Annotated in this window: 11 protein-coding genes; 7 read left to right on the forward strand and 4 right to left on the reverse strand. The window is 53.0% G+C overall.

Features of this window, described 5'->3' with window-relative positions; genetic code table 11:
* Nucleotides 1–78: 78 nt before the first annotated feature.
* The gene (locus ACHZA2_RS08775) at nucleotides 79–1,407 is read left to right on the forward strand and encodes an amidohydrolase (protein ID WP_319579391.1); all 1,329 of its coding nucleotides are present in this window, start codon (nucleotides 79–81) and stop codon (nucleotides 1,405–1,407) included.
* Nucleotides 1,408–1,445: 38 nt separating this feature from the next.
* Here ACHZA2_RS08775 and cofD read toward each other — a convergent pair whose 3' ends face one another.
* Entirely contained in the window at nucleotides 1,446–2,396 is a 951-nt protein-coding gene (gene cofD, locus ACHZA2_RS08780; RefSeq protein WP_319580956.1) for a 2-phospho-L-lactate transferase, read from the reverse strand.
* Between the two features lie 57 nt (nucleotides 2,397–2,453).
* Here cofD and ACHZA2_RS08785 point away from each other — a divergent pair, with 57 nt between their 5' ends.
* Nucleotides 2,454–3,635: an HD domain-containing protein gene (locus ACHZA2_RS08785; protein ID WP_394698531.1), complete on the forward strand. Its 1,182-nt coding sequence runs from the start codon at nucleotides 2,454–2,456 to the stop codon at nucleotides 3,633–3,635.
* Between the two features lie 32 nt (nucleotides 3,636–3,667).
* Here ACHZA2_RS08785 and ACHZA2_RS08790 read toward each other — a convergent pair whose 3' ends face one another.
* The 3 genes from ACHZA2_RS08790 to ACHZA2_RS08800 form a co-directional block, all read right to left on the reverse strand.
* On the reverse strand, nucleotides 3,668–7,408 hold the full coding sequence (locus ACHZA2_RS08790) for a PKD domain-containing protein (protein ID WP_319579393.1): 3,741 nt from the start codon (nucleotides 7,406–7,408) through the stop codon (nucleotides 3,668–3,670).
* Between the two features lie 233 nt (nucleotides 7,409–7,641).
* Nucleotides 7,642–11,289, reverse strand: coding sequence for a PKD domain-containing protein (locus ACHZA2_RS08795; RefSeq protein WP_319579394.1), 3,648 nt, complete (start codon nucleotides 11,287–11,289; stop codon nucleotides 7,642–7,644).
* 37 nt (nucleotides 11,290–11,326) lie between these two features.
* On the reverse strand, nucleotides 11,327–14,908 hold the full coding sequence (locus tag ACHZA2_RS08800; RefSeq protein ID WP_394698532.1) for a PKD domain-containing protein: 3,582 nt from the start codon (nucleotides 14,906–14,908) through the stop codon (nucleotides 11,327–11,329).
* A 480-nt stretch (nucleotides 14,909–15,388) separates the two neighbouring features.
* Between ACHZA2_RS08800 and ACHZA2_RS08805 the strand changes: the two genes are divergently transcribed.
* The 5 genes from ACHZA2_RS08805 to ACHZA2_RS08825 all read left to right on the forward strand — a co-directional run bounded on the left by ACHZA2_RS08805 (nucleotide 15,389) and on the right by ACHZA2_RS08825 (nucleotide 23,241).
* Nucleotides 15,389–15,940 carry a UbiX family flavin prenyltransferase gene (locus tag ACHZA2_RS08805; RefSeq protein ID WP_319539160.1) on the forward strand — a complete coding sequence of 184 codons (552 nt, stop codon included), beginning with the start codon at nucleotides 15,389–15,391 and terminating at the stop codon, nucleotides 15,938–15,940.
* Nucleotides 15,937–17,178, forward strand: coding sequence for a UbiD family decarboxylase (locus tag ACHZA2_RS08810; protein WP_319579396.1), 1,242 nt, complete (start codon nucleotides 15,937–15,939; stop codon nucleotides 17,176–17,178). The genes ACHZA2_RS08805 and ACHZA2_RS08810 overlap by 4 nt, the downstream gene beginning before the upstream one ends.
* A complete protein-coding gene (locus ACHZA2_RS08815; RefSeq protein WP_319579397.1) occupies nucleotides 17,178–18,341 on the forward strand; it encodes an aconitase X catalytic domain-containing protein in 1,164 nt (387 codons plus the stop codon). The genes ACHZA2_RS08810 and ACHZA2_RS08815 overlap by 1 nt, the downstream gene beginning before the upstream one ends.
* Before the next feature lie 108 nt (nucleotides 18,342–18,449).
* Nucleotides 18,450–19,310: a DnaJ domain-containing protein gene (locus ACHZA2_RS08820; RefSeq protein ID WP_319579398.1), complete on the forward strand. Its 861-nt coding sequence runs from the start codon at nucleotides 18,450–18,452 to the stop codon at nucleotides 19,308–19,310.
* 70 nt (nucleotides 19,311–19,380) lie between these two features.
* Nucleotides 19,381–23,241 carry a DNA-directed DNA polymerase II large subunit gene (locus ACHZA2_RS08825; protein WP_319579399.1) on the forward strand — a complete coding sequence of 1,287 codons (3,861 nt, stop codon included), beginning with the start codon at nucleotides 19,381–19,383 and terminating at the stop codon, nucleotides 23,239–23,241.
* The last annotated feature ends 28 nt before the right edge of the window (nucleotides 23,242–23,269 follow it).

Below are 23,269 nucleotides of genomic sequence, written 5' to 3' on the forward strand. Positions count from 1 at the left end.
CCCTTGAGGTGAGCGTGGTACGGGAGACATGATGCAAAGCACTTATGCGTTCATGCCTGCGAGATAGTAATGAGAATAATGAGTGCGTGTGTACATGACCCTGATCTCTTCAAAAGGGAGGGATCGATCCTCATCACCGGAACCAGGATCGGAGATCGGATCGCTGACATCTTCATTGATGAGACCGGCACGATCCGCGATATCGGTGAGGGAATCGGAAAAAAGTGTAAGGGAGAGGCAGAGCACCAGATCTCGGCAGAAAAGACACTTGCCATTCCCGGGCTTGTCAACGCCCACACGCATGCTGCGATGACCCTTCTGCGGGGATATGCTGATGATATGCACCTGCAGCAATGGCTTTCAGAGAAGATCTGGCCACTAGAAGCCCATCTCACCGGCGAGGACGTGTACTGGGGAACAAAACTCGCCTGTCTTGAGATGATCAGGAGCGGAACGGTTGCGTTCAACGATATGTACTTCTTCATGGAAGAGGCTGCAAAAGCGGTTGACGAGAGTGGAATTCGTGCTGTCCTCTGCCATGGGTTCATCACCTTCGGGCTGCCTGAAAAGTTTGAGGCCGAAGTGAAGGCGACCGAGAAACTGGTTGCCCACATCAGAGGGATGAACAACCCGCGCATCACTCCGGCTGTCGGGCCTCATGCCCCGTACACTGTTCCGCCCGAGCATCTGGAATGGTGTGGATCGTACAGCAGGGATGAGGATATCATGCTCCATATCCACCTGAGCGAGACCGAGCAGGAGGTACTTGACTGCAAAAAGGCACACGGTGTCACTCCTGCTACACTTCTCGACCGGTGTGGATGCCTGTCAGAACGGACACTCGCTGCACACGGCTGCTGGCTTGAGGATGCAGACTGCCGGCTCTTGGCAGAACGTGGTTCCCATGTTGCACACAACCCGGTGAGCAACATGAAACTCGCAACCGGACGTGCCATGCCGTATCCTGCACTCCGGGATGCCGGGGTGAATGTCGCCCTAGCAACCGATGGATGTTCATCGAACAACAACCTGGATATGCTTGAGGAGATGAAGGTCGCTGCTATCGGGCAGAAGTTCTTCTGGAAGCAGGATACCCTCCTTCCGGCAGAGGAGGCTCTGGCCATGGCGACTACATGTGGTGCCAGGGCTCTTGGCATCCCCGGTGGTTCGCTGGCAGCCGGACAGGCGGCAGACATAGTTCTTGTCTCGCTTGATCACCCCTCAATGGTCCCGCTCCACAACCCGGTCTCTAACCTGGTGTATGCAGCATCAGGCGGAATAGTCAGCACTGTGCTCTGCAATGGGCGTGTGCTGATGCATGAGAAAGAGATCCCTGGAGAAAGAGATGTCCTTGCAGGAGCAGCACAGGCTGCATCAGGTCTCTTGAGCCGGGCAGCAGAAAAATAATACAATAATTGCAGATCTGCAATCTTTTTTTTCGGTCTTCAAACCGGCATATGAGTCAGGATTATATCCATGATCCCTTTTGCGATCTCCGGAGTGGTCATCAGGGTATCGCATCTGATGGCACCAGGAACCTCAACCGGGTCACGGATGTCCTGAATGAAGAGATCGATGAAATCTGCGTAAGCAGCGTACACTCCGGCAGAGGTCGGCTCAAAACCCAGTGCAACCATGAGATCACGGGCAGGCCCGCTCACCGGCTTGTCGCCGATGAATGGGCTTACTGCAACCACCGGTTTCTTTTTTAGCAGATTCACCACCCCGTTGCATTCGAGGATTGGCGAGATGCTTGTTATCGGGTTGCTCGGGCCGATGATGATCAGATCACTCTTCTCCATCGCCTCTAGTGCTCCGGTGGAGGCATCGGGCCTGGTGTCAGGGATTCTGAGCACCTTTCTGATAGCCACACTCCCCCTGTGCCTGACCCAGTACTCCTGGAAATGGATGATCCCGCCCTCGGTCTCGATCATCGTGGTGTACTCCTGGTCTGTCATCGGGAGCACCCATGCCTGAACTGACAGTCTTGAGCAGAGCTCCATTGTAGCCTGCGAGAGCGTCATCCCTCCTTTGAGCAGTTCTCCCCTGAACAGTTCAACTGCCCTGTCCCGGTCTCCGACAGCAAGGTATGTGTCGACTCCTAGGGATCTGAACTGTTCATGGGTTACGAACGTGTCACCGTCAATTCCCCACCAGGTTTTGGTGTTGAGAATTCCGGCAAAGAGGTACATCACCGTGTCGATATCAGGAGAGATGTGCCCGCCCTGGTACCAGAGATCTTCTGCTGTGTTGACGATGACAGCAATATCGTTGTCATTCAGGGTTAATCTTGCACCCTGCAGGAGTTTGGGTGTCCCGGTACCGCCCGAGAGAAATGTTACTGTTATGATATCCTCCCATGATAGACTGTTCCGGAAGTAACATAAAACTGCCATACGAATACCATCAGAGAGACCAAAGGCCGGTGCAATATTAAAGCCATCAAAGACCCGGTGCATGGGTATATCCAGGTTGAGCCTGAGCTGCTGCCCCTCGTGGACTCCCCGGAGGTTCAGCGACTCAGGTACATCCGCCAGCTCGGGTTCTCGTTTCTGGTCTATCCGGGTGCTCATCATACCAGATTTGAGCACTCACTCGGGGCGATGCATCTTGCATCCCTGATGTCAGGGCAGATAGGTCTTCGGAGAGAGGACCATCTGCTGGTCACAGCCGCCGCTCTTCTTCATGATATCGGGCATGGTCCGTTCTCCCATGCAATCGAAGGTATCGCATCAGAAGCGCTTGGTAGATCACATACTGACGTCAGGGATCTGATCACAAAGAGCCGGCTTGCAGATGAACTCGAACGGATCGATCTCGATCCCCTGGAGGTCTGCATGATGATAGAGGGGACCCATCAGTTGGCCAGCATCATCCATGGTGATCTGGATGTTGACCGGATGGATTACCTGCTCCGTGATGCGCATTACACCGGAGTTCCCTATGGGACCGTGGATGCAGGACGCCTGATCAGGGCGACCCGCCTCTTTGAAGGAGAGATAGTCCTTCATGAGAGTGGGGTGCAGGCAGCAGAATCGCTCCTTATCGCCAGGACCCTGATGAGGCCAGCGGTGTATTACCATCACGTGAGCAGAATTGCAGAGAAGATCTTTTCAACAGCCGTGTACGAACAGAGCAGGGCCGATCCCGCCGGGATCATCGAGCAGATGATCCGGATGGATGATGCAGCCTGTATACAGACTCTGCTGAATTCTGACCGTTCTGATGTCAGACATCTGGCAGAAGATCTCTACTACAGGCGTCTCTTCAAACGGTCCCTGTACCTCGGTAAAGATGAGGTCTCTTCTTCCCTGCGACCATCTGAAGACTCACATGCACGGGAGAGGGACCTCGCAGTCAGAATCGCTGAACGAGCAGGAGTGATGCCCCGTGAAGTTCTGGTTGATATTCCTGCATTTCCCCGTGATATGTTCATGAAGGTTCAGGTACAGGATCGGGACAGTCTTCTTCCCCTCGAAGATGTCTCGCCTCTGGTAACAACCCTGAACGAGACCCGCCAAACACAGTGGCGGGTAGGGGTGTATGCTCCTGAGCATGCGGTTAGTGAGGTCAGAAAGGCTGCACGGGAGTTGCTGCATGTCAGGCCGCCGACAAGACAGGATCGGCTTCTCTGATTATTCAATCACTAAATTTTTAAAAAAGAGTTTTATGCAGCGTTTGCTGCAAGAATTCCATCTGCAGACATGTACAACCAGTATCCGTTGTAAGGTCCGAGCATGGTATTGTCATTGCTTCCCTTGATGATCATCGCGTTATACCGCTGGGAAGATCCGTCAAATCCTACGCAGTTGACCCAGCTGTTCTGAACCGAGAGGAAGGTGTACTTGGCCTCAATCGGGGTCACTCCGGTAAACCCTACTCCGTTCCAGCCTTTCTTCAGCTGTTTAGTCGGCGGGGTCTGAACCGGGTTGGGATCGTATTCCAGTGGGATCTTGTCGATACCGCCAGAGTAGATCCAGAATGCATCGAGCGGCCTGATGATGGTTCCCGGGTTGACTATGTTCCAGGCATGACTCATTGAGTCGTACTGGAACACACTGTGTCCCTTGACATCCACATGGCTGAAGATGCTTGCTGTATCAGATCCTGGTGCAAGTTTCTTCGGGACAGAGACGAAGTTCCAGCCAGGATAGAGAGGTACTACATCGGTTGGTTTTTTTCCAACCGTGATGAATGCTGTCTTGGTCTCGGTGTCAGAGCAACCCTGCTGGTTGCTTGCAGTGAGAGTAACTGTGTATGTTCCAGGATCAAGGTACGTGTGGATCGGGTTTGCGATGTTATCGCATCCCCCGCCTGAACATGACACATCGGCATCCATTGGGATTGGGCCGGGTTTATCCCCGAAATTCCATTTCCACATGGTTGGGTTTCCAGCCGAGAGATCAGTAAACTGAACCTTTAGTGGTGCTTCACCAGATGTTGGGGCAGCACTGAAGTTGGCATCTATTTTGCATGCCGGAACTACGACAACAAACTGGCTCTTTGAGATTGTGTCCGTGCATCCCTGCTGGTTGCTTGCGGTTAGGGTAACGGTGTATGTTCCTGGCTCACGGTATGTGTGAGTCGGGTTAGCGATGTTTCCACATCCTCCGCCTGAACATGATACATCATCCATTGGGATTGGTCCGTCCCCGAAGTCCCAGTGCCACATGGTCGGGCTCCCGGTGGACTTGTCAGTAAACTGGACCGTGAGCGGTGCCGCCCCGCTGGTCGGGTCTGCTGCAAAGTCTGCCTTGATGCTGCATGCCGGGACAACTACAACGAACTGACTCTTTGAGATAGTGTCTGTGCATCCCTGCTGATTGCTTGCAGTGAGAGTAACTGTGTATGTGCCAGGTTCGCGGTATGTGTGAGTCGGGTTCGCGATGTTTCCACATCCCCCACCCGAGCATGATACATCATCCATTGGGATTGGTCCGTCCCCGAAGTCCCAGTGCCACATAGTCGGGTTCCCTGTGGACTTGTCAGTGAACTGGACCGTGAGCGGTGCCGCCCCGTTGGTCGGGTTTGCAATGAAATCTGCTTTAATGCTGCATGCCGGGACCACGACGACGAACTGGCTTTTAGAGATAGTATCCGTGCATCCCTGCTGGTTGCTTGCGGTCAGGGTCACTGTGTATGTGCCAGGTTCGCGGTATGTGTGAGTCGGATTTGCAATGTTCCCGCATCCTCCCCCTGAGCATGATACATCATCCATCGGGATTGGTCCGTCCCCGAAGTCCCAGTGCCACATAGTCGGGTTCCCGGTGGACTTGTCAGTAAACTGGACCGTTAGCGGTGCTGATCCGTTTGTGGGGTCTGCTATGAAGTCTGCCTTGATACTACATGCCGGGACAACTACAACGAACTGACTCTTTGAGATAGTGTCTGTGCATCCCTGCTGGTTGCTTGCGGTTAGGGTCACTGTATATGTGCCAGGTTGGCGGTATGTGTGAGTCGGGTTCGCGATGTTTCCACATCCCCCACCTGAGCATGATACATCATCCATTGGGATTGGTCCGTCCCCGAAGTCCCAGTGCCACATAGTTGGGTTCCCGGTTGACTTGTCAGTAAACTGGACCGTGAGCGGTGCTGATCCGTTTGTAGGGTCTGCTATGAAGTCCGCCTTAATACTGCATGCCGGGACAACAACGATGAACTGACTCTTTGAGATAGTGTCTGTGCATCCCTGCTGATTGCTTGCAGTGAGGGTAACTGTGTATGTTCCTGGCTCGCGGTATGTGTGAGTCGGGTTCGCGATGTTTCCACATCCCCCACCCGAACATGATACATCATCCATCGGGATTGGTCCGTCCCCGAAGTCCCAGTGCCACATGGTGGGGTTTCCGGTTGACTTGTCAGTGAACTGAACCGTTAGCGGTGCTGATCCGTTGGTCGGGTTTGCTATGAAGTCCGCCTTGATGCTGCATGCCGGGACAACAACGACGAATGACTGTTTCGTGATAGTGTCTGTGCATCCCTGCTGGTTGCTTGCGGTTAAGGTAACGGTGTATGTTCCCGGCTCGCGGTATGTGTGAGTCGGGTTTGCAATGTTCCCACATCCCCCGCCTGAGCATGAGACATCATCCATCGGGATTGGTCCATCCCCGAAGTCCCACTTCCACATAGTCGGGTTTCCGGTGGACTTGTCTGTGAACTGGACCGTGAGCGGTGCTGATCCGTTGGTCGGGTTTGCTGTGAAATCTGCCTTGATATCACAAGCTGGCTCGACAACCACATACATCTGTTTGGTGATCGTGTCAGAGCACCCGTACTGGCTGCTTGCAGTCAGGGTGACCGTGTATGTTCCGGGTTCGAGGTATGTGTGCGTCGGGTTTGCGATGTTTCCGCATCCTCCACCCGAACATGACACATCGGCGTTCATCGGGATCGGCCCGTCTCCGAAGTCCCAGTGCCACATGGTTGGGTTTCCGGTTGACTTGTCAGTGAACTGGACAGTCAGCGGAGCAGTACCACTGTTTGGAGATCCAACAAAGTCTGCCTTGATGTTACACGGGTTGACGGTGATGGTCTTCTCTTTTGATCCTTCACCACAACTCTGGCTTGATGCTGCAAGCCGTACCGTGTATGTTCCGGGCTTCTCGTAGGTGTGGCTTGGGCTTGCAACCATATCGGTTGATCCGTCCCCAAAGTCCCATGCCCACATCGTTGGATCACCGGTTGATACATCCGTGAACTGCACGGTCAATGGAGCAATCCCTGACTGTGGATCAAAGGAAAAGTCTGCAGTGATAGAGCATTTCCCATCAACAATGATGTAATCTTCTTTGACCTTGGTACTGGTTCCTCCAAGGGCAGTGCTTGCATTGAGCGTTACTGTGTATTTTCCAGGCCTCTGATAGGTGTGGTTTGGATTCTGGATCGTGCTTGTTAATCCATCCCCAAAGTCCCATTTCCAGATGTCAGGATTTCCGATCGTACAGTCTGAGAACTGAACATCAAGAGGTGCAAATCCGTTGGTCGGGTGTCCGATGAAGTCAGCAGAGATCGGAGTCGGATCACGGACTATAATGTACGCCTCACGAACCTTGGTACTGGTTCCATTGGTCAGACTGGATGCTGCCAGTTTAACTGTGTACTTTCCAGGCTTTGTGTAGGTATGAACCGGATCTGCAACTGCAGAGGCGGTCCCCCCGTCTCCGAAGTCCCATGCCCACATTGAGGGCCTTCCACTGGAAGCATCAAGGAACTGAACTCTCAGTGGCGCGTCCCCGGTTGTTGGACTGCCAATAAAATCAGCAATAATACAGGGACCGCCATTCATCGGTCCGCACGAGTCAGGAGTCGCTGCACTCCCGCTTTCAGCCAGCACCCCCCCTATGCACGGTGAGGCCAGCAGAAGCGTGACCGCAACCAGAAGGAGTGTAATATTTTGGAGTAATCTCATTCTATCCCACCACCAGACAATCTTAAGGATGTCACTCTGACACCCACGTAACTCCTACCTCACCTCTCAGGGACTTAATAGTATCCATTCGATAATAATCCCTGACCCCTTTTCAGACAGTTCAGACAATATAACTGCAGGAAATGTACCGGGGCAGGTCTTTTTCTGCAGCCTCATATGAGAGTTTGTCATACCAATGTTGTCAGAACTACAGGCTCGGCAATTATCAAAAATTATGCCGAGATGGCAGCAAGGACGCCATCTTCTGACATGAACAGCCAGTACCCGTTGTATGGGTTGAGTCTGGTGTCGTCATTGCGTCCCTTGATGATCATCTCGTTGTACTTCTGGAGAACCCGGTCAAAGCCGAGGCAGTTTACCCACTTGTCCTGGACTGAAAGAAGGGTGAACTTTGCCTCCAGCGGTTCAAATCCGGTGAACCCGATAGCATTCCATCCTCTCTTCAGTTCACGCGTCTGTGGAATCTGGAGCGGATCTGAATCAAATGAGAGCGGTACTGAGTCCGCTTTCTTTGAGTAGAGCCATACTGCTTCGAGGGGTTTGATCTGGTTCGACTGGTTCAGGGTCAGCCACTGTCCACGAACAGAATCATACTGGAATATGCTGTGTCCGTCAACTTCGATATGCCCGAATATTGCTGCAGTATCCTTTCCAGCAACAAGTTTCTTTGGCACTGATATGAAGTTCCAGCCTGCGGCGATTGGGATCGAGTCAGAGGTCGGAATATTCTGGACGTTGATGTAGTTTATCTTCGCCTCAGTGTCCGAGTTCTGCTGGTTGCTTGCGGTCAGCGTTACCGTGTAGACTCCGTTCTTGACGTAGGTATGCTTCGGGTTTGCAATGCTGTTGCAGTTCCCGCTTGCACATGAAACATTTGCATCCATCGGGATCGGCCCATCCCCGAAGTTCCATACCCACATGGTTGGGTTCCCGGCTGATTTGTCGGTGAACTGGACTGTCAGCGGTGCTGCTCCAGAAGTCGGGGCAGCGGTAAAGTCAGCATTGAACGCCGGGACCGGTGTACTACTGACGGTGATGTATCCCTGTTTGACCTGTGTGTCAGAGTTTCCGTACTGGTTCGATGCCCTGAGAGTAACAGTGTACACTCCGTCATGAGTGTACGTGTGCTTCGGGTTTGCGATGCTGTTGCAGTTCCCATTGGCACACGATACATTTTCATCTCCTGCACTCATCGGGATTGGTCCGTCCCCGAAGTCCCAGTTCCACATGGTTGGGTTTCCGGTTGTCAGGTCTTTGAACTGGACTGTCAGCGGTGCTGCTCCGGAGGTTGGAGCTGCTGTGAAGTCTGCCTTGAAGGTTGGGACCGGTGTACTACTGACAGTGATGTATCCCTGTTTGACCTGTGTGTCAGAGTTTCCGTACTGGTTTGATGCCCTGAGAGTAACAGTGTACACTCCGTCATGAGTGTACGTGTGCTTCGGGTTTGCGATGCTGTTGCAGTTTCCGCTGGCACATGATACATTTTCATCTCCTGCACTCATCGGGATTGGTCCGTCTCCGAAGTCCCAGTTCCACATGGTCGGGTTTCCGGTTGTCAGGTCCGTGAACTGCACAGTCAGTGGAGAAGTTCCGGAGGTCGGGTTGGCCACAAAGTCTGCCTTGAAGGTTGGGACTGGAGTACTGCTGACTGTGATATACCCGGTCTTTACCTTGGTATCAGAACTCTGTCTGTTGCTTGCAGTGAGAGTGACTGTGTATGTCCCTGGCTGGCGATATGTGTGGGTCGGACTTGCAATAGTGTTGCAGTTCCCGCTTGCACACGATACATTCTCATCTCCAGCACTCATCGGGATTGGTCCGTCCCCGAAGTCCCAGACCCACATTGTCGGGTTTCCGGCAGAGAGGTCAGTGAACTTTACCGTCAGTGGTACTCCGCCTGAGGTCGGATTTGCAGAGAAGTCTGCAACAATTCCTGACGGTGAGGAGGAGAAGTCGAGATCTTTCCTTACAATCCGGTCTCCTGATCGTGCGATCACCTGTGTTTCAGATGCCCGCTGGGTTCCGCTCCAGAATGAGATCGTCTTTCCGACATCTGCCTCTTTAATCGGAACGATGAGCCTGGCATCCTCTGGTGTCTCGCCTGGTCCTCCGTATGAACCGGAGTAACGGGTAACATAGGAAGTCACCGGCACTGCATCGATTCTTGCCTCAAGGGGCGTTCCTGCAGGGGCTGACTTCCCGTCTAACTGGACATACCCGTAAAACTCGTATGGTGAGAGTGGGTTTGCCTTGGTGAAACTCAGGTCCTGTTTGAAACTGCCACCGCTTGTGATCTGGAATGTCTCTGAAGCCTTGTAGTCACCCTGCCAGAAGGTCACATGTTTTCCGAGATCATTCTGGGTGATCGGGATCTTCAGTGTAGGATCCTGACCGCCAGATCCGCCATACTGGCCGTACTGGGTTGTAGTAACCTCTCCCCTGATGACATCGTCTATCTTGGCGACGATCGTTGTACCTTTCTCTGCCGGTTGTCCGTCTACAGATACAGAGCCATAGAAACAGAGATCTGATTCAGGCTTTGCGTTTGCGAAGTTGAGAGGCAGTTCCTGTGTTGTGCCGCCTCCGGTGATCGGAATGGTCGGTGTTCCCTGAACTCCGTCTGCCCAGAACGAGATCTCCTTGCCGATGTCAATCTGCTCAATATTTACCGAGAGTTTACCGCTGTAACTCCCCTGACCGCCGTAGTATCCTTCATTTGCTACCGTGATGGAACTCTTTGTCTTCCCATTCACTTTTGCCAGGATCTCTGTTCCAACAGGAGCCGGGAGGTAGTTGATAGTTACCGGCCCGTAAAACTCGTATGCTCTGAACGGGGTGTTGGGTTTCAGGGTGTACAGGAAAACATCCCAGTTTCCAAGTCTGTCATCCTGCCAGGCAACTTTGTCGATGTAGATATCTGGCTTGATCTGGTTCCCCGGACCCGGGCTTACAATGTAGGTGGCCGGTATCTGAAGATTGACCATGTAGATATGGCTGGTTCCGTCCTGATCAGTCCGTGACCAGACCACGTTGCTGCCTGATACTGAAGGCTCACGGTCATCTACATCGTCGTAGGTGATAGCGGTTGTGAAATCCTTCTTCAGGTTGTACATGAAGATATCCCACTTCCCGTTCCTGTTGTCTTCCCAGACAACGAGATCCCCGGAAATCCGGGGTTTCTGCTGGGTTGCAGGATCCCTTGTTACCTGGACAAGCTGTTCTGTCTTGATGTTATAGGCGTAGATATTCCAGTCTTCCTTTCCATCATCGAGCTGCTGGTAGACGATCCAGTCCCCGTCTACATCAGGGTTTGCCTTGTCCATCTGGTTCTGATCGATGTACACCGGTTTTCCGGTTGATCCGGCTTTTATGAATCCGATATCCCTGTTGTCATGGCCGTTGTAGTCTTCAAATGCAACAAGCCCGTTCGAGATGGCGGGGCGGAATTTGTTGCTTGTTGAAACAAATACTGCATCTTCTTTTCCTGAAGAAATGTCGTAGGAGAAGATGTCAGAGTTGCCATTACGGGTATCGTCCCAGACGATCTTTCCGTCCGAGATATCCGGGTTGTTCTGGTCGCAGGCAATGTTTGATACCGTCTCACGCTTGCCTCCCTGGGTATCATAATACCAGACCTTCCCCTCACCAGCAGTGTAACAGACCCATGTGAGATACCGCTCGTCCAGCCTTGGCTGCCAGTCAAATATCGAGTCAAACGTGAGTTGTTCTTCAGCTCCCGGTACCTGGGCGGCCGCCGCCTCAATGCTGAAGACTGCAACCGGCTCAAACTCTGCTGCAAGAGCCGGTCCACAGAGCATCAGCAGAGCAAAAAATGCAATAAGACCTGTGAAAACTTTCATGGTTATCATCCCTTAAAGGTAAAAGTGAAGCAGGTACTCAGATACCTGCTGCCGCCAGCTCACCCTCATCGCTCATGTAGATCCAGTACCCGTATCCTGGATAGAGCGATCCCTGGGAACTGTCCGGGACATTCATAATTGTATTCTGGAACCTCTGGGATGCAGAGTCGTATCCGATCACGTACACCCACTTGTCCCTTATCGAGAGGAGGGTGTTATACGCAGAGATCGTGTTCAGGTTTGTCACACCAAAGGTGTTCCAGCCCTTAACCAGTTTCTTGGTCTGCGGAATCTGCAGTGCATCGGCAGCGAAGTACAGGTTCAGTGCATCCTTTTTGGTTGAATAGACCCAGAATGCATCAAGCGGCTTGATGGTTACATCAGCCGTGACCGTTGTCCAGGTCTTTGCACGTGGATTGTAACTGAAGATGCTGTGTCCACCAACATCGATCCGTCCGAAGACGGCTCTTGCAGTGTTCATTCCATCAGTAAGCATCTTCGGGGAGGATATGAAGTTCCATCCCGGATTCAGTCCAATCTGTGCACTTGGAGGAGTTACTGCTCCGACTGCAATGAAGTTCTGCTTGACTGTGGTCTTTGACTGTCCGTTCCAGTACCCGGTAACCAGACCCACAGAATACACTCCATCACGCTGGTAGACATGAACCGGGTTGGTATCAGTTGACGTCGTACCGTCTCCAAAGTCCCAGTAGTGGGTCTTCGGGCTCCCTGTTGATCTGTCAGTGAACTTCACAGAGAGCGGCGCACTTCCCTGAACCGGGGTTGCCGTGAACTCTGCATAACCTGCCGGGTTTGTTGAGAAGATCAGGTTCTTTTGCAGCGTAAGACCGCTCACAATCAGCTGTGTCTGATCTGCTTCTGAACCCGCATCGGTCTGGAAACGGATTGTCTTGCCGACATCACCCTGGTAGATTGGAACCTCAAGGTACGGACCGCTTGCAGAGCCATACTGTCCTGCTGAGGACACTCTGATCTGTCCGCGTGCCTGGCCGTCTACAACTGCATAGATTATTCGTCCATTCTCAAGCGGTGTTCCTCCTACGGTCGCCATGCCATAGAAGTAGTACTTGGACTGGGAAGGTGAAGAGGAAGAACTGAAGGTGAGATCAAGGCGCTGAGTTATTGTTCCTTCAGCAGATACGCCACCGGTTGATCCGACTGACATCAGGGCAACTCCTCCACCACTACCGGTTCCGGTACTGCTGCCAACCAGATACTGCTGGGAGGTTGTGTACGTGGCCCCGTTGTATGATGCGGTGAAGGTCATGTACTGACCGGCATCTGATGAGTAGATCGGAACAGTCAGGCCCGAGTACTGGCCGGTTGTGGTGACTGTTGTCTGTGCCCTTCCTACATTGCCCACAAGAGCCGTGATGATTGTACCGCTCGATGCATACTGACTACCGACCATGGCAGAACCACTTAAAATATACTGGTTCTGGGATGGTGATGATGATGATGTGAATGCAAGATTGAGGGTCTGGGAAACCACCGACTCTGCAGAGACATCCGAAGAGCCGGCAGACATCAGGCCCACTCCTCCGGAACTACGCGAGTTGACCTGAACCTGCTGGCCTGAAGAGTACGTAATTCCGTTGTATGTTGCTGCGAATGTGATGTACTTCCCTACATCGGGTGAGTAAACCGGGACACTGAGCCCGGAGTACTGGCCTGTTGAATATACCGAGGCCTGTCCCCTGACTCTGCCATCAATTAATGCATACAGAACTGCTCCACTTTGAGCGTTCTGTGAGTTGAGCTGGGCAGTTCCTGAGAACTGGTAACTGTTCACTCTCGAACCGTACGACGAACTCAGATCAAGTGACTGGATACCCCCGTCTTTTCCAATTACAATGGTCTGGTCGATCGGAACACTGTCAACGTAGAATGTGAGTTTCTTTCCAACATCACCGGAGTACACAGGAACCTCGAAGTATTTGCTTCCCTGTGCCCCGTATGCTCCATCCTTGTCAACAGTGAAACTGCCACGGACATCGGTTGACCCCTCAACCATGGCCGTGATTGTTGATCCAACCGGCATAGCACTGCCTGCATTGGTGATTGCCCCGTAGAACTGGTACTTTCCGGTCTGGGTACCCTGGATCAGCCCTGATCCGATGGTGGTGCCTGAAACGTTCAGGTCCAGCATCTGGGTTCCTCCGGTAGTTGCAATCACCATGGACTGGTCTACCGGTGAACCGTCAACGTAGAATGTGAGTTTCTTTCCGGCATCGTCGGAGTAGATCGGGATATTAAAGTATTTTCCGTCCTGTGATCCGTATGCACCGTCCTTGTCAACAGTGAAACTGCATCTGGCTGCAGTCTCGCCATCAACCATGGCCGTGATAGTTGATCCAACAGGTACCGGATTTCCTGCACGGTTAACAGCACCGTAGAAGTAGTAATTCCCGGAGGGAGTCCTGGTGGTCCCCGTGTTGATTCCTGAACCACTCAGTTTCATCACATAAATGTTCGGGTTTCCTGAGCTGTAATCCTCCCAGGAGACATAATCACCGTATATGGATGGGGCTTTCTGATCGAACTGATCGTTGCCGAGGTTGTATATCCTTCCGCTGATCAGGTCGAGAAGCATGATGTCAGAGTTGCTTCCTGAGTGATCCTCCCAGACAACGAGGACACCGGAAACATCAGGATTAAATGCGTCTCCTGTCGCGGAAAGTTGGATCTCATGCAGGTTTCTCAGATCTATTCCGTAAACATCAGAACCACCGTTGCGGCTGTCTTCCCATACAACGATGTTACCGCTGATCTTCGGATTCTTCTGATCTGAACTGTCTGACGTCAGCTGGTACTCTTTCCCGGCACTGATATCATACATGTAGATATCTGCATTCCCGTTCCTCCAGTCCTCCCATACAATGTAGTTGCCTGAGATATCCGGATTCTTCTGATCTCCGAGATCCTTGCAGACAACAACCTTGTTGCCGTTTACGTCATACTTGCCACTGCTCAGATCAACCTTACGGCTGTTCAGATCAGCAAGGGCAATATCAGCGTTCCCTGACGTCCAGTCCTGCCATACGACGTACCTGCCTGATACTGCAGGCTGGTTCTGGTTGGCTGTGCTGGGTGAGACCTGAATTGAGGTCTGACTCTGGGTGTCAAACACGAAGATGTTCTTTATCGACGTGCCAGGGGATGCATCCTGTTCATACACCAGCATTCTACCAGAACCGTCCGGGTTCGTCTGTTCCTGGCCTGAAGGGTTTATGGTTCCTGACGTCCCGGTGCTGAAGTCGTACTTGCCGACAAGAGCCGCTCCGGCGTTCCACTCCTCGTACACGACCCCGTTGTCATAGACCCTCGGGTGCACTCGTTTCAGCTTACCGGTTGTGACCTGTTTTCTGTCTCCACCGCACTGATCTCTCGTGAGGGTGTACTGGACAGATCCCAGGGTCAGGGTATTCTTCAGGGTGTATGCATCAGGATCTGATGCCGCAGCCATAATTGAGATGCCGCTTGCACCACTCTGTGCTGCCGGACTTACCGTTTCTGATTGTACAGCCGGTATTCCGGTGGTGAGTGTCAGTTCTGCTGTCACTGCCATGCCGCAGAGACAGAGAAGAATCACCATCATATAAGGCAGATATCTCCAAACCTTCATCATTACTCCTCCCATCCGCATGGTCCACCTGGTTTGGACCAGATGGACTGATCACTAGATATATGTGCTAATCTTTACGCTAAGCTCTATAAAATACTATCACTCCTAATCGCTGCAATTAATGCGCCCCAATAGCGATTTAAGAACTAAATTGGATTATTATTCCTTCTATGAATATTATTGCGGCGATAAATCGGATATGGCGTTTATTTCTCCAACCCCCCTTGGTGCGCAGGATATGCGCGACTAATGCCTGACATCAGTAACAGGACTGATGGTGCATGATCAGCACGAATTTTCTAAAGCCATCCCGAAGCCGAGCCATATTATTCCTCAGGTCATCTTCTCATCAGGTGTGTATTTCATGCATCGGTACTAAACGATAAGTACGAGCAGCCACCTGCCTGTGATTCGAGAGGCAGGCTTTGATAGTGGCTGCTGCTTGGTTGATGTATGACCAGAAGATTTGTAATCGGGGTATCGGGAGCGAGTGGCATGATTTATGCAGCCCGGCTCCTGCATCACCTCTCTCCCGTAGCCGAGGTTCATCTTGTGGTCAGCCCGGTTGCCGGAGAGATCGCTGTCCATGAAGGTGTCTCTCTCTCCGGGTTTCCGGTCACTATCCACCGGTTTGATGATCTTGCTGCACCTATCGCAAGCGGGTCGTTCAGGCATGACGGGATGGTCATCGTCCCGTGCAGCATGAAGACCCTTGCTTCGGTTGCGAACGGAATCACCCCGAACCTGGTAACCCGTGCAGCAGACGTCACCCTGAAGGAACGCAGATCCTGTATTCTCGTGCTCAGGGAGAACCCTCTCTCCCGGATTCATATCACCAATATGCTCACTGCCCATGATGCAGGAGCGACTATCATGGTGGCAAGTCCGCCGTTCTACAACAGACCGGCAACCATTGAGGACCTTGTTGATTCTGTGATCTCCCGGATCGTTGACCATCTTGGGATGGACCTCGAGATCACCAGCAGATGGAGTGGATACGAATGAGAACCTGTATTGATCTGATGAGGAGCAAAGGTCTGGTCATTGACATTCATGAACCGGTCTCCTCAGAGTATGAAGCACCGAAGCGATCGTTTGGGACCGACAAACTTCTCTTCTTCCATAATCTCGACGGAAAGAAGGCTGTGATGAATGTCACCGCAAGCAGGGAGGCCCTTTCCCTCGCCCTTGGAGTCAGCCCTGAAAAGATGGTTCCTCACCTTGCAGCCTGTCGGTATGATGGCAGAGTGATAGAAGACGGAACCATCTCATGTTCTGCACCAGATCTCGACGCGATCCCGATCATGAAGCATTACCCGCTTGATGCAGGCCGGTATGTCTGTGCCGGAGTGGTCTTCTCGCGGTACAACGGGGTTGAGAATGCCTCAGTGCACCGGATGCTCCAGTCAGGAAAGGACAGGCTGGTTGCCCGGCTCGTCGAGGGCAGGCATACTCACACCATGCTGAAACAGGCCCTTGCAGACGGAAAGGAACTCCCTGTTGCGATCGCGATAGGACTGCACCCTCTGGTCATGTTCGCAAGCTGCAGCAGAGTTCCGGTCGGGATGGAACTGCCTTTTGCAGCAGAACTGCTCGGTGGAGAGATCACAGTAAAGACACTTTCAAACGGAGTTCGTGTTCCTGATGCAGAGATCATCCTTGAAGGGTTCATCGGAGCGGAGACCGCGAGTGAGGGACCGTTTGTGGATATCACCGGAACCTACGACCCGGTGCGGACCCAGCCGGTGATCAGGATCACCGGGATGCACGTGAAGTCTGATCCGATCTACCATGGAATTCTGCCAGGGGGAGATGAGCACAAGATCCTGATGGGTGCACCATATGAGCCACTGATCTACAAGGCTGTTGCCGGTGTGACCGGAGTGACCGATGTGGTGCTCACGAAAGGTGGCTGCGGGTACCTTCATGCAGTTGTCCAGATCAGAAAGAGGACACAGGGAGATGGAAAGAACGCGATACTGGCTGCCTTTGCGGCTCACACATCCTTAAAGCATGTGGTCATCGTTGATGAGGATATCAATCCATCAGATCCCCTGGATGTCGAGTATGCCCTGGCAACAAGAGTGAGGGCTGATACTGACACTATTATAATACCCGGGATCAGGGGGTCTTCCCTTGACCCCACCCGGATTGGCGACGGGCTGAATGTCAAGATGGGGATCGATGCAACCATGGAGATGGGCAGGGAAGATGAGTTCATCAGGGCAACCTGGGAGCAGTAATGTATCTTTCCGCTGAAGAAGAGGCGATACTTGGTGGTGAGGAAGGCCCGACCAGGCAACAGCTGATGGAGATCCTGGTTGCGATGGGGAAGGTCTTCGAGGCAGAGAAGATGGTTCCCATACGAAGCGCTCAGGTCTCTGGTGCATCGTATAAAACGATCGGCAGGTGGGGTCTTGAATGGCTCACAAGCCTTGATGCAAAGGCCAGTGTGCCTGCAATTCTCAACCCTGTCGGTATGGACCGGATCAGGTGGAGGCAGATGGAGATCGATCCTGAGTTTGCCAAAAACCAGCTTGATGTGATCGCTGCATATGATCGGCTTGGGATACGGCTAGAGTGTACCTGCACACCGTACTACCTGACCATCACCGAGTACGGTGATCACCTTGCCTGGTCAGAGTCTTCAGCGGTTGCGTATGCAAACTCGGTCATTGGGGCACGGACGAACCGTGAGGGAGGGCCCTCTGCCCTTGCCGCAGCAATCCTTGGGAGAACACCTGCATACGGCCTGCATCTTGTTGAGAACAGGGCCCCGGTCCTCTCTATCAATGTTGAAGGTGCTCCCGGAAATGTCGATGAATCCTGGTATGGTGCTCTCGGATATCTTGCCGGGAAGATTGCAGGAAATCGTGTGCCTATCTTCACCGGAATACGACCGTCACGGGATCAACTCAAGAATCTCGGGGCTGCAATGGCTGCCACCGGTGCCACTGCCCTCTACCATGTCAGGGATATAACTCCCGAGGCACGGGTCTTCAAGTACGATACAGCCTCCCTTGAGACGATCACCATCACCGCATCAGAGGTTGCAGATGTGTATGGATCAGCAGAGCCTGATGCAATCGCGATCGGCTGTCCGCACTGCTCTGATGAGGAACTCACCAGAATCGCAGGGAAACTGCAGGGTTGCAGAGTGAAAAGACCGCTCTACATCTTTGCAGCACGTGATGTCATCACCAGATCTGCAGAAGCGGTCGGCATCATCGAGAAGAGCGGGGCATGGGTGTATGCTGACACCTGTATGGTGGTCTCACCTGCACTTGAGCGGTACAAGACCATCATGGTCTCCAGTGGAAAAGCACTCGCATATGTTCCGAACATGTGTGGCGCCTCCTCGATCATCGGAACCCTTGATGACTGTCTTGCTGCAGCCTGCCGGTAGACCCGGCATCATGTGCACACGGGGATTAGGCTCTGACGCCGGAGTCCGGGTCAGAGCAGTTTATTATTCCCGCGTCAGATATGGATATGTTAAGCTCTGGAAATTGCGATGAACCAGGCAGGGGAGACCTATTACGATATCCTGAATCTCCGTCCAGATGCTTCTCTGCATGAGATAACCACGGCGTACAGAAAACTTGCAAAGATCCTTCATCCAGATGTCTGTGAAAGTCCTGATGCAGATGAACTCTTCAAGGTTGTAAACGAGGCATACCAGGTCCTCAAAGATCCCAAAAAACGGGAGGAATATGATGCAACCCTTGTCATTGCAGAAGACTCCCGGTACGGGAGTTATCACCGGGGAAGCCAGCGGTACCGCGATCCCAGGACCTGGTACTATACGCATCATCACCAGACCTCCCATAAGCGACCGTTCCATGAGGAACCGGTGCAGAAACCGAAGAGCACTATCCCCAGGATCCTACAGGTTCTTCTCTTCTATCTCACCCTGTTCATGGCGATCATCATCGTTGCACAGCTCTTTCTGATCCCCTGGATTAACGGCACAAATAGTACAGATGCACGAAACTCCCTCTCTGAAGGGAACAAGTGGATGCAGCAGGAAGAGTATCAGAAAGCGATAGACAGTTACCGTGATGCAACTGCAAAACTTCCTGCGTTCTCTGAAGCATGGCGTGCAAAAGGAATAGCCGAACTGAAGAAAGGTGATTCCCTCTCCCGGCTTGGGCAGCCGGGCGCTGAAGGGTACTATCGGGATGCGATCAGATCGTTCTCAAAGATCGCTGCTCAGAATCCTGAGGATCTCACGGTCACAAAGGCGACGGCTGATGCATACCTGAAGATGAATGACAAGAGTTCAGCCCTCACTGTTCTGAATGCAGCTCAAAAGTCAGGCCACTGGGATGAAGAGATGAGTGATCTGATGCGGCAGGCTAACTCCGTATCCTGAAAGAGGTCAGGTTTTTTTGGGGTGAACAGGCCATATAGAATCCGGTCTGATCTATACAGAGCGATCTGAAATGGCTGACATCTCTCCCCACATGCAGAAGTACTACAATCGTCTGAATACAGGTCTAGCCAGGGCGATGGAGGTTGCGGGTGAGGCCAGGAAGGCAGGGCTTGATCCCGAGACTGTGATAGAGATCCCGATAGCAAACGATCTTGCAGACCGGGTTGAGGCCCAGGTAGGGATAAAGGGGGTTGCAGCCTGTATCCGTGACCTTGAGTCGCGGATGTCACGTGAAGAGGCATCGCTCAAGATCGGTGATGTGTTTGTCTCACGTAAGTTTGGGGAGACCGACAACGATCAGATCCTGGATCATACGATCAGGACCTCGATGGCACTGGTTACCGAGGGTGTGGTATCAGCACCGATCGAGGGTATCGCCAAGGTGGCGGTCAGGAAGAACGATGACGGGACCGAATATCTCTCTATCTATTATGCCGGGCCCATTCGGAGTGCGGGAGGAACAGCCCAGGCACTCTCGGTTCTTGTGGGCGATTATGTCAGAAGACTGCTCGGGCTTAACCGGTATATTCCACGACCTGAAGAGATCGAGCGGTATGTCGAGGAGATCCGGCAATACAACTCGATTATGAGCCTGCAGTATCTCCCGTCTCCTGAAGAGATCAGGCTGATCATCCAGAACTGCCCGGTCTGCATCGACGGGGAGCCGACCGAACGGGAGGAGGTCTCCGGGTACCGAAACCTGGAACGGGTTGAGACGAACACCGTCCGTGGTGGAATGGCACTGGTCATTGCAGAAGGGCTGATCCTCAAGGCTCCCAAGGTGATGCGCAATGTCAGGAAGATGAAGATGGACGGGTGGGACTGGCTTGAGGAGCTGATGCACTCAACCACTTCTTCCAGTACAGATCACGAGGAGAAAGAGGTAGGGATTCACCCCAAGGATAAGTATCTCCGTGATCTCATCGGTGGCAGACCGGTCTTTGCGTATCCGATGCGCAAAGGCGGGTTCAGGCTGGTGTACGGGAGGTCACGGAACACCGGGCTTGCAGCAGGTGGTCTTCATCCGGCAACGCTTCATATTCTCGGTGATTTCCTTGCGGTAGGGACCCAGATGAAGACCGAACGGCCGGGTAAGGCAGCAGGGATCTCCCCGGTTGACTCGATCCAGGGGCCTACAGTCAGGCTGATCAACGGGGACGTGCTCAGGATAGATGACGCTAAACAGGCACGTGAACTCTCGCCGCAGGTTGCATCTATCATCGATGTCGGCGAGATTCTGATCAGTTACGGCGAGTTCATGGAGAACAACCATGTGCTTGCTCCGTGTGCCTACTGTGAGGCATGGTGGCACCTTGAAGGTGGTGTCGGTCACCCGACGAGCGAGGAGGAGGCTCTCGCCTGCTGCGAAGCCGGGGCATTCCTGCATCCTGACTTCACCCTTCTCTGGGATGATGTCAGGCCTGACGAGATCCGCGAACTGGCAGAATACATCAGCCAGCACGGTTCCCTGTCTGAAAACACCCTGAAGATTCCCCAGGATCCTGTCATCAAGGAGATCCTGGAGAACATTCTCTGCCCTCATCTGGTTCGTGACGAGGTGATTCTGATATCACCTGCACACCTCTTCTGCAGATGCCTCGGGCTTGATGAGAACCTCGCCATGATATCTGCCTGGGATGGGGAGAAGACCGACAGCCTTGATCTTATCATGCACCTGTCAGGTCTCAAACTCAGATCAAAGGCAGGCACACGGATCGGGGGAAGGATGGGGAGGCCAGGTAAGGCCAAGCCGCGTGAGATGAAGCCTGCTCCCCATGTGCTCTTCCCGGTTGGTGAAGGCGGAGGATCACGGCGATCTCTCCAGGAGGCAGGACGGCACACCTACAAGGCGAATACTGACGGGGGAATTCTCCAGCTCGAGATGGGAGTCCGTCGGTGTCCTGCATGTAAGACCGAGACATATCTGAACCGGTGTAGTTGCGGGACACACACAGTTCCGGTGATTGCATGTCCCAGATGCGGCATTGAAGTAGGGGATGGTACCTGTCCCCAGTGTGGGGTGCCGGGTGCCTGCAATCGTGAATACACGATCAATGTGAAGCAGCAGTATCTGAAGGCACTTGAGAATCTCGGGGTCAGGGAACAGACCGGCGACCTGGTAAAGGGTGTCAAGGGGCTGGTTTCGAGGTTAAAACCTGTTGAACTGCTTGAGAAAGGAGTGCTCAGATCCCTGAACAATCTCTTTGTCTTCAAGGATGGTACGGTCAGATTTGACATCATCGACATGCCGCTCACACACTTCCGGCCCAGGGAGATCGGTGTTCCTGTCGAACGGCTTGTTGATCTCGGGTACACTCATGATATCTACGGCAAGGAACTGACAGATCGGGAGCAGATCCTCGAGCTTCCTCCCCAGGATATTCTGGTCCCTGAAGTATGTGGAGACTACCTGCTCGCCTGTACAAAGTTCATCGACCAGCTGCTCGTGAAAGTGTACGGGCTTGAACCGTTTTACAACTGCGAGAAACGGCTTGATCTCATCGGGCATCTCATCATCGGGCTTGCTCCCCACACAAGTGCAGGTGTGCTCGTCCGTCTGATAGGGTTCTCAAAGGCTAATGTCGGGTACGGGCATCCCTTCTTCCATGCAGCCAAGCGGAGAAACTGCTTCTTTGGCGATACCCAGATCGAGATCGGCGATGAGACCGGGATTCATGCCCTCCCAATCCGCCAGTTCGTGCTTGAGCGGCTTGATCTCTCGCAGGCCGGAGTGGACAACATCGGGACTTTTTACGCAGATCCGACCCGACCTGCCTATGCCAGAACGGTGGATACCGGAGGAATTCCGCATATACGCAAGGTGACCTCGATATCAGTTCACCGGTCCCCGCAGAACCTGATCCAGTTTGTGACTGCCAGGGGAAAGAAACTCATGGTGACCCCGGATCATGCGATGCTTGTCTGGGATGTCGATTACCTACGCAAGATCCGTGCCCTCGAGGTGAAGGTCGGTGATGGAGTTCCGGTCTGGGAAGGTAGTGTGGTTATCTCTGATCGCATTGCCACAATCGATTATGTTCAGTCTCCTGATGAGCGGGTCTACTGCCTGACCGTGGACCGGGATCATTCCGTTGTTGCAAACGGAATCTTCACCGGGCAGTGCGACGGGGACGAGGACTGTGTCATGCTTCTGCTTGACGGGCTCATCAACTTCTCCAGGGCATTTCTTCCCGAGACAAGGGGGGGTTCGATGGATGCCCCGCTGGTGCTCAGCAGCAGGATTGACCCGACCGAGATCGACAAGGAGAGTCACAACCTGGATGTCTGTGCAGGGTATCCCCTTGAGCTCTATCTCAAGGCACTCGAGTATGCACACCCCAAAGATGTTGAAGGTCTCATCGACCGGGTAGAGAAACGGCTTGGAAAAGAGAACCAGATCGAGGGATTCTTCTTCACCCATGACACATCTGACATCTCGGCCGGACCCCTTGATACCATGTACACCCAGCTCCAGTCGATGGTTGACAAGCTCAACTGCGAACTTGAGCTCGCAAAGAAGATTAAGGCGGTTGACGAGCACGACGTGGCCGAACGGGTGCTGCAGACCCACTTCATTCGCGACCTCCAGGGCAACCTCGGTGCGTTTGCAAAGCAGAAGTTCAGGTGCACCAAGTGCAACACCAGTTACCGCAGGATGCCCTTGTCAGGAAAGTGCCGGTGCGGTGGAACGGTGATCCCTACTGTGCATGAAGGCTCGGTGAAGAAGTATCTCAAGATGTCGCAGGAGATCTGCCAAGAGTTTCATATCTCCGAGTATACCCGGCAGCGTGTCGAAGTTATCAACATGAACATCGAGTCAACCTTCGGCGAAGAGAAGATCGAGCAGCTCGGTCTTGCTGATTTCATGTAGGCTTGGGTTCTTTTCATTGAATACCCAA

The organism is uncultured Methanospirillum sp. (assembly GCF_963668415.2).
In the GTDB taxonomy this organism is placed as follows: Archaea; Halobacteriota; Methanomicrobia; order Methanomicrobiales; family Methanospirillaceae; genus Methanospirillum.

What these genes read in the sequence shown, in the direction of transcription:
- ACHZA2_RS08820 (WP_319579398.1), top strand. Translation starts at nt 18,450, where the DNA reads ATGAACCAGGCAGGGGAGACCTATTACGATATCCTGAATCTCCGTCCA.
- ACHZA2_RS08795 (WP_319579394.1), bottom strand. Translation starts at nt 11,289, where the DNA reads ATGAAAGTTTTCACAGGTCTTATTGCATTTTTTGCTCTGCTGATGCTC.
- ACHZA2_RS08815 (WP_319579397.1), top strand. Translation starts at nt 17,178, where the DNA reads ATGTATCTTTCCGCTGAAGAAGAGGCGATACTTGGTGGTGAGGAAGGC.
- ACHZA2_RS08800 (WP_394698532.1), bottom strand. Translation starts at nt 14,908, where the DNA reads ATGATGGTGATTCTTCTCTGTCTCTGCGGCATGGCAGTGACAGCAGAA.
- cofD (WP_319580956.1), bottom strand. Translation starts at nt 2,396, where the DNA reads ATGGCAGTTTTATGTTACTTCCGGAACAGTCTATCATGGGAGGATATC.
- ACHZA2_RS08790 (WP_319579393.1), bottom strand. Translation starts at nt 7,408, where the DNA reads ATGAGATTACTCCAAAATATTACACTCCTTCTGGTTGCGGTCACGCTT.
- ACHZA2_RS08825 (WP_319579399.1), top strand. Translation starts at nt 19,381, where the DNA reads ATGGCTGACATCTCTCCCCACATGCAGAAGTACTACAATCGTCTGAAT.
- ACHZA2_RS08810 (WP_319579396.1), top strand. Translation starts at nt 15,937, where the DNA reads ATGAGAACCTGTATTGATCTGATGAGGAGCAAAGGTCTGGTCATTGAC.
- ACHZA2_RS08775 (WP_319579391.1), top strand. Translation starts at nt 79, where the DNA reads ATGAGTGCGTGTGTACATGACCCTGATCTCTTCAAAAGGGAGGGATCG.
- ACHZA2_RS08805 (WP_319539160.1), top strand. Translation starts at nt 15,389, where the DNA reads ATGACCAGAAGATTTGTAATCGGGGTATCGGGAGCGAGTGGCATGATT.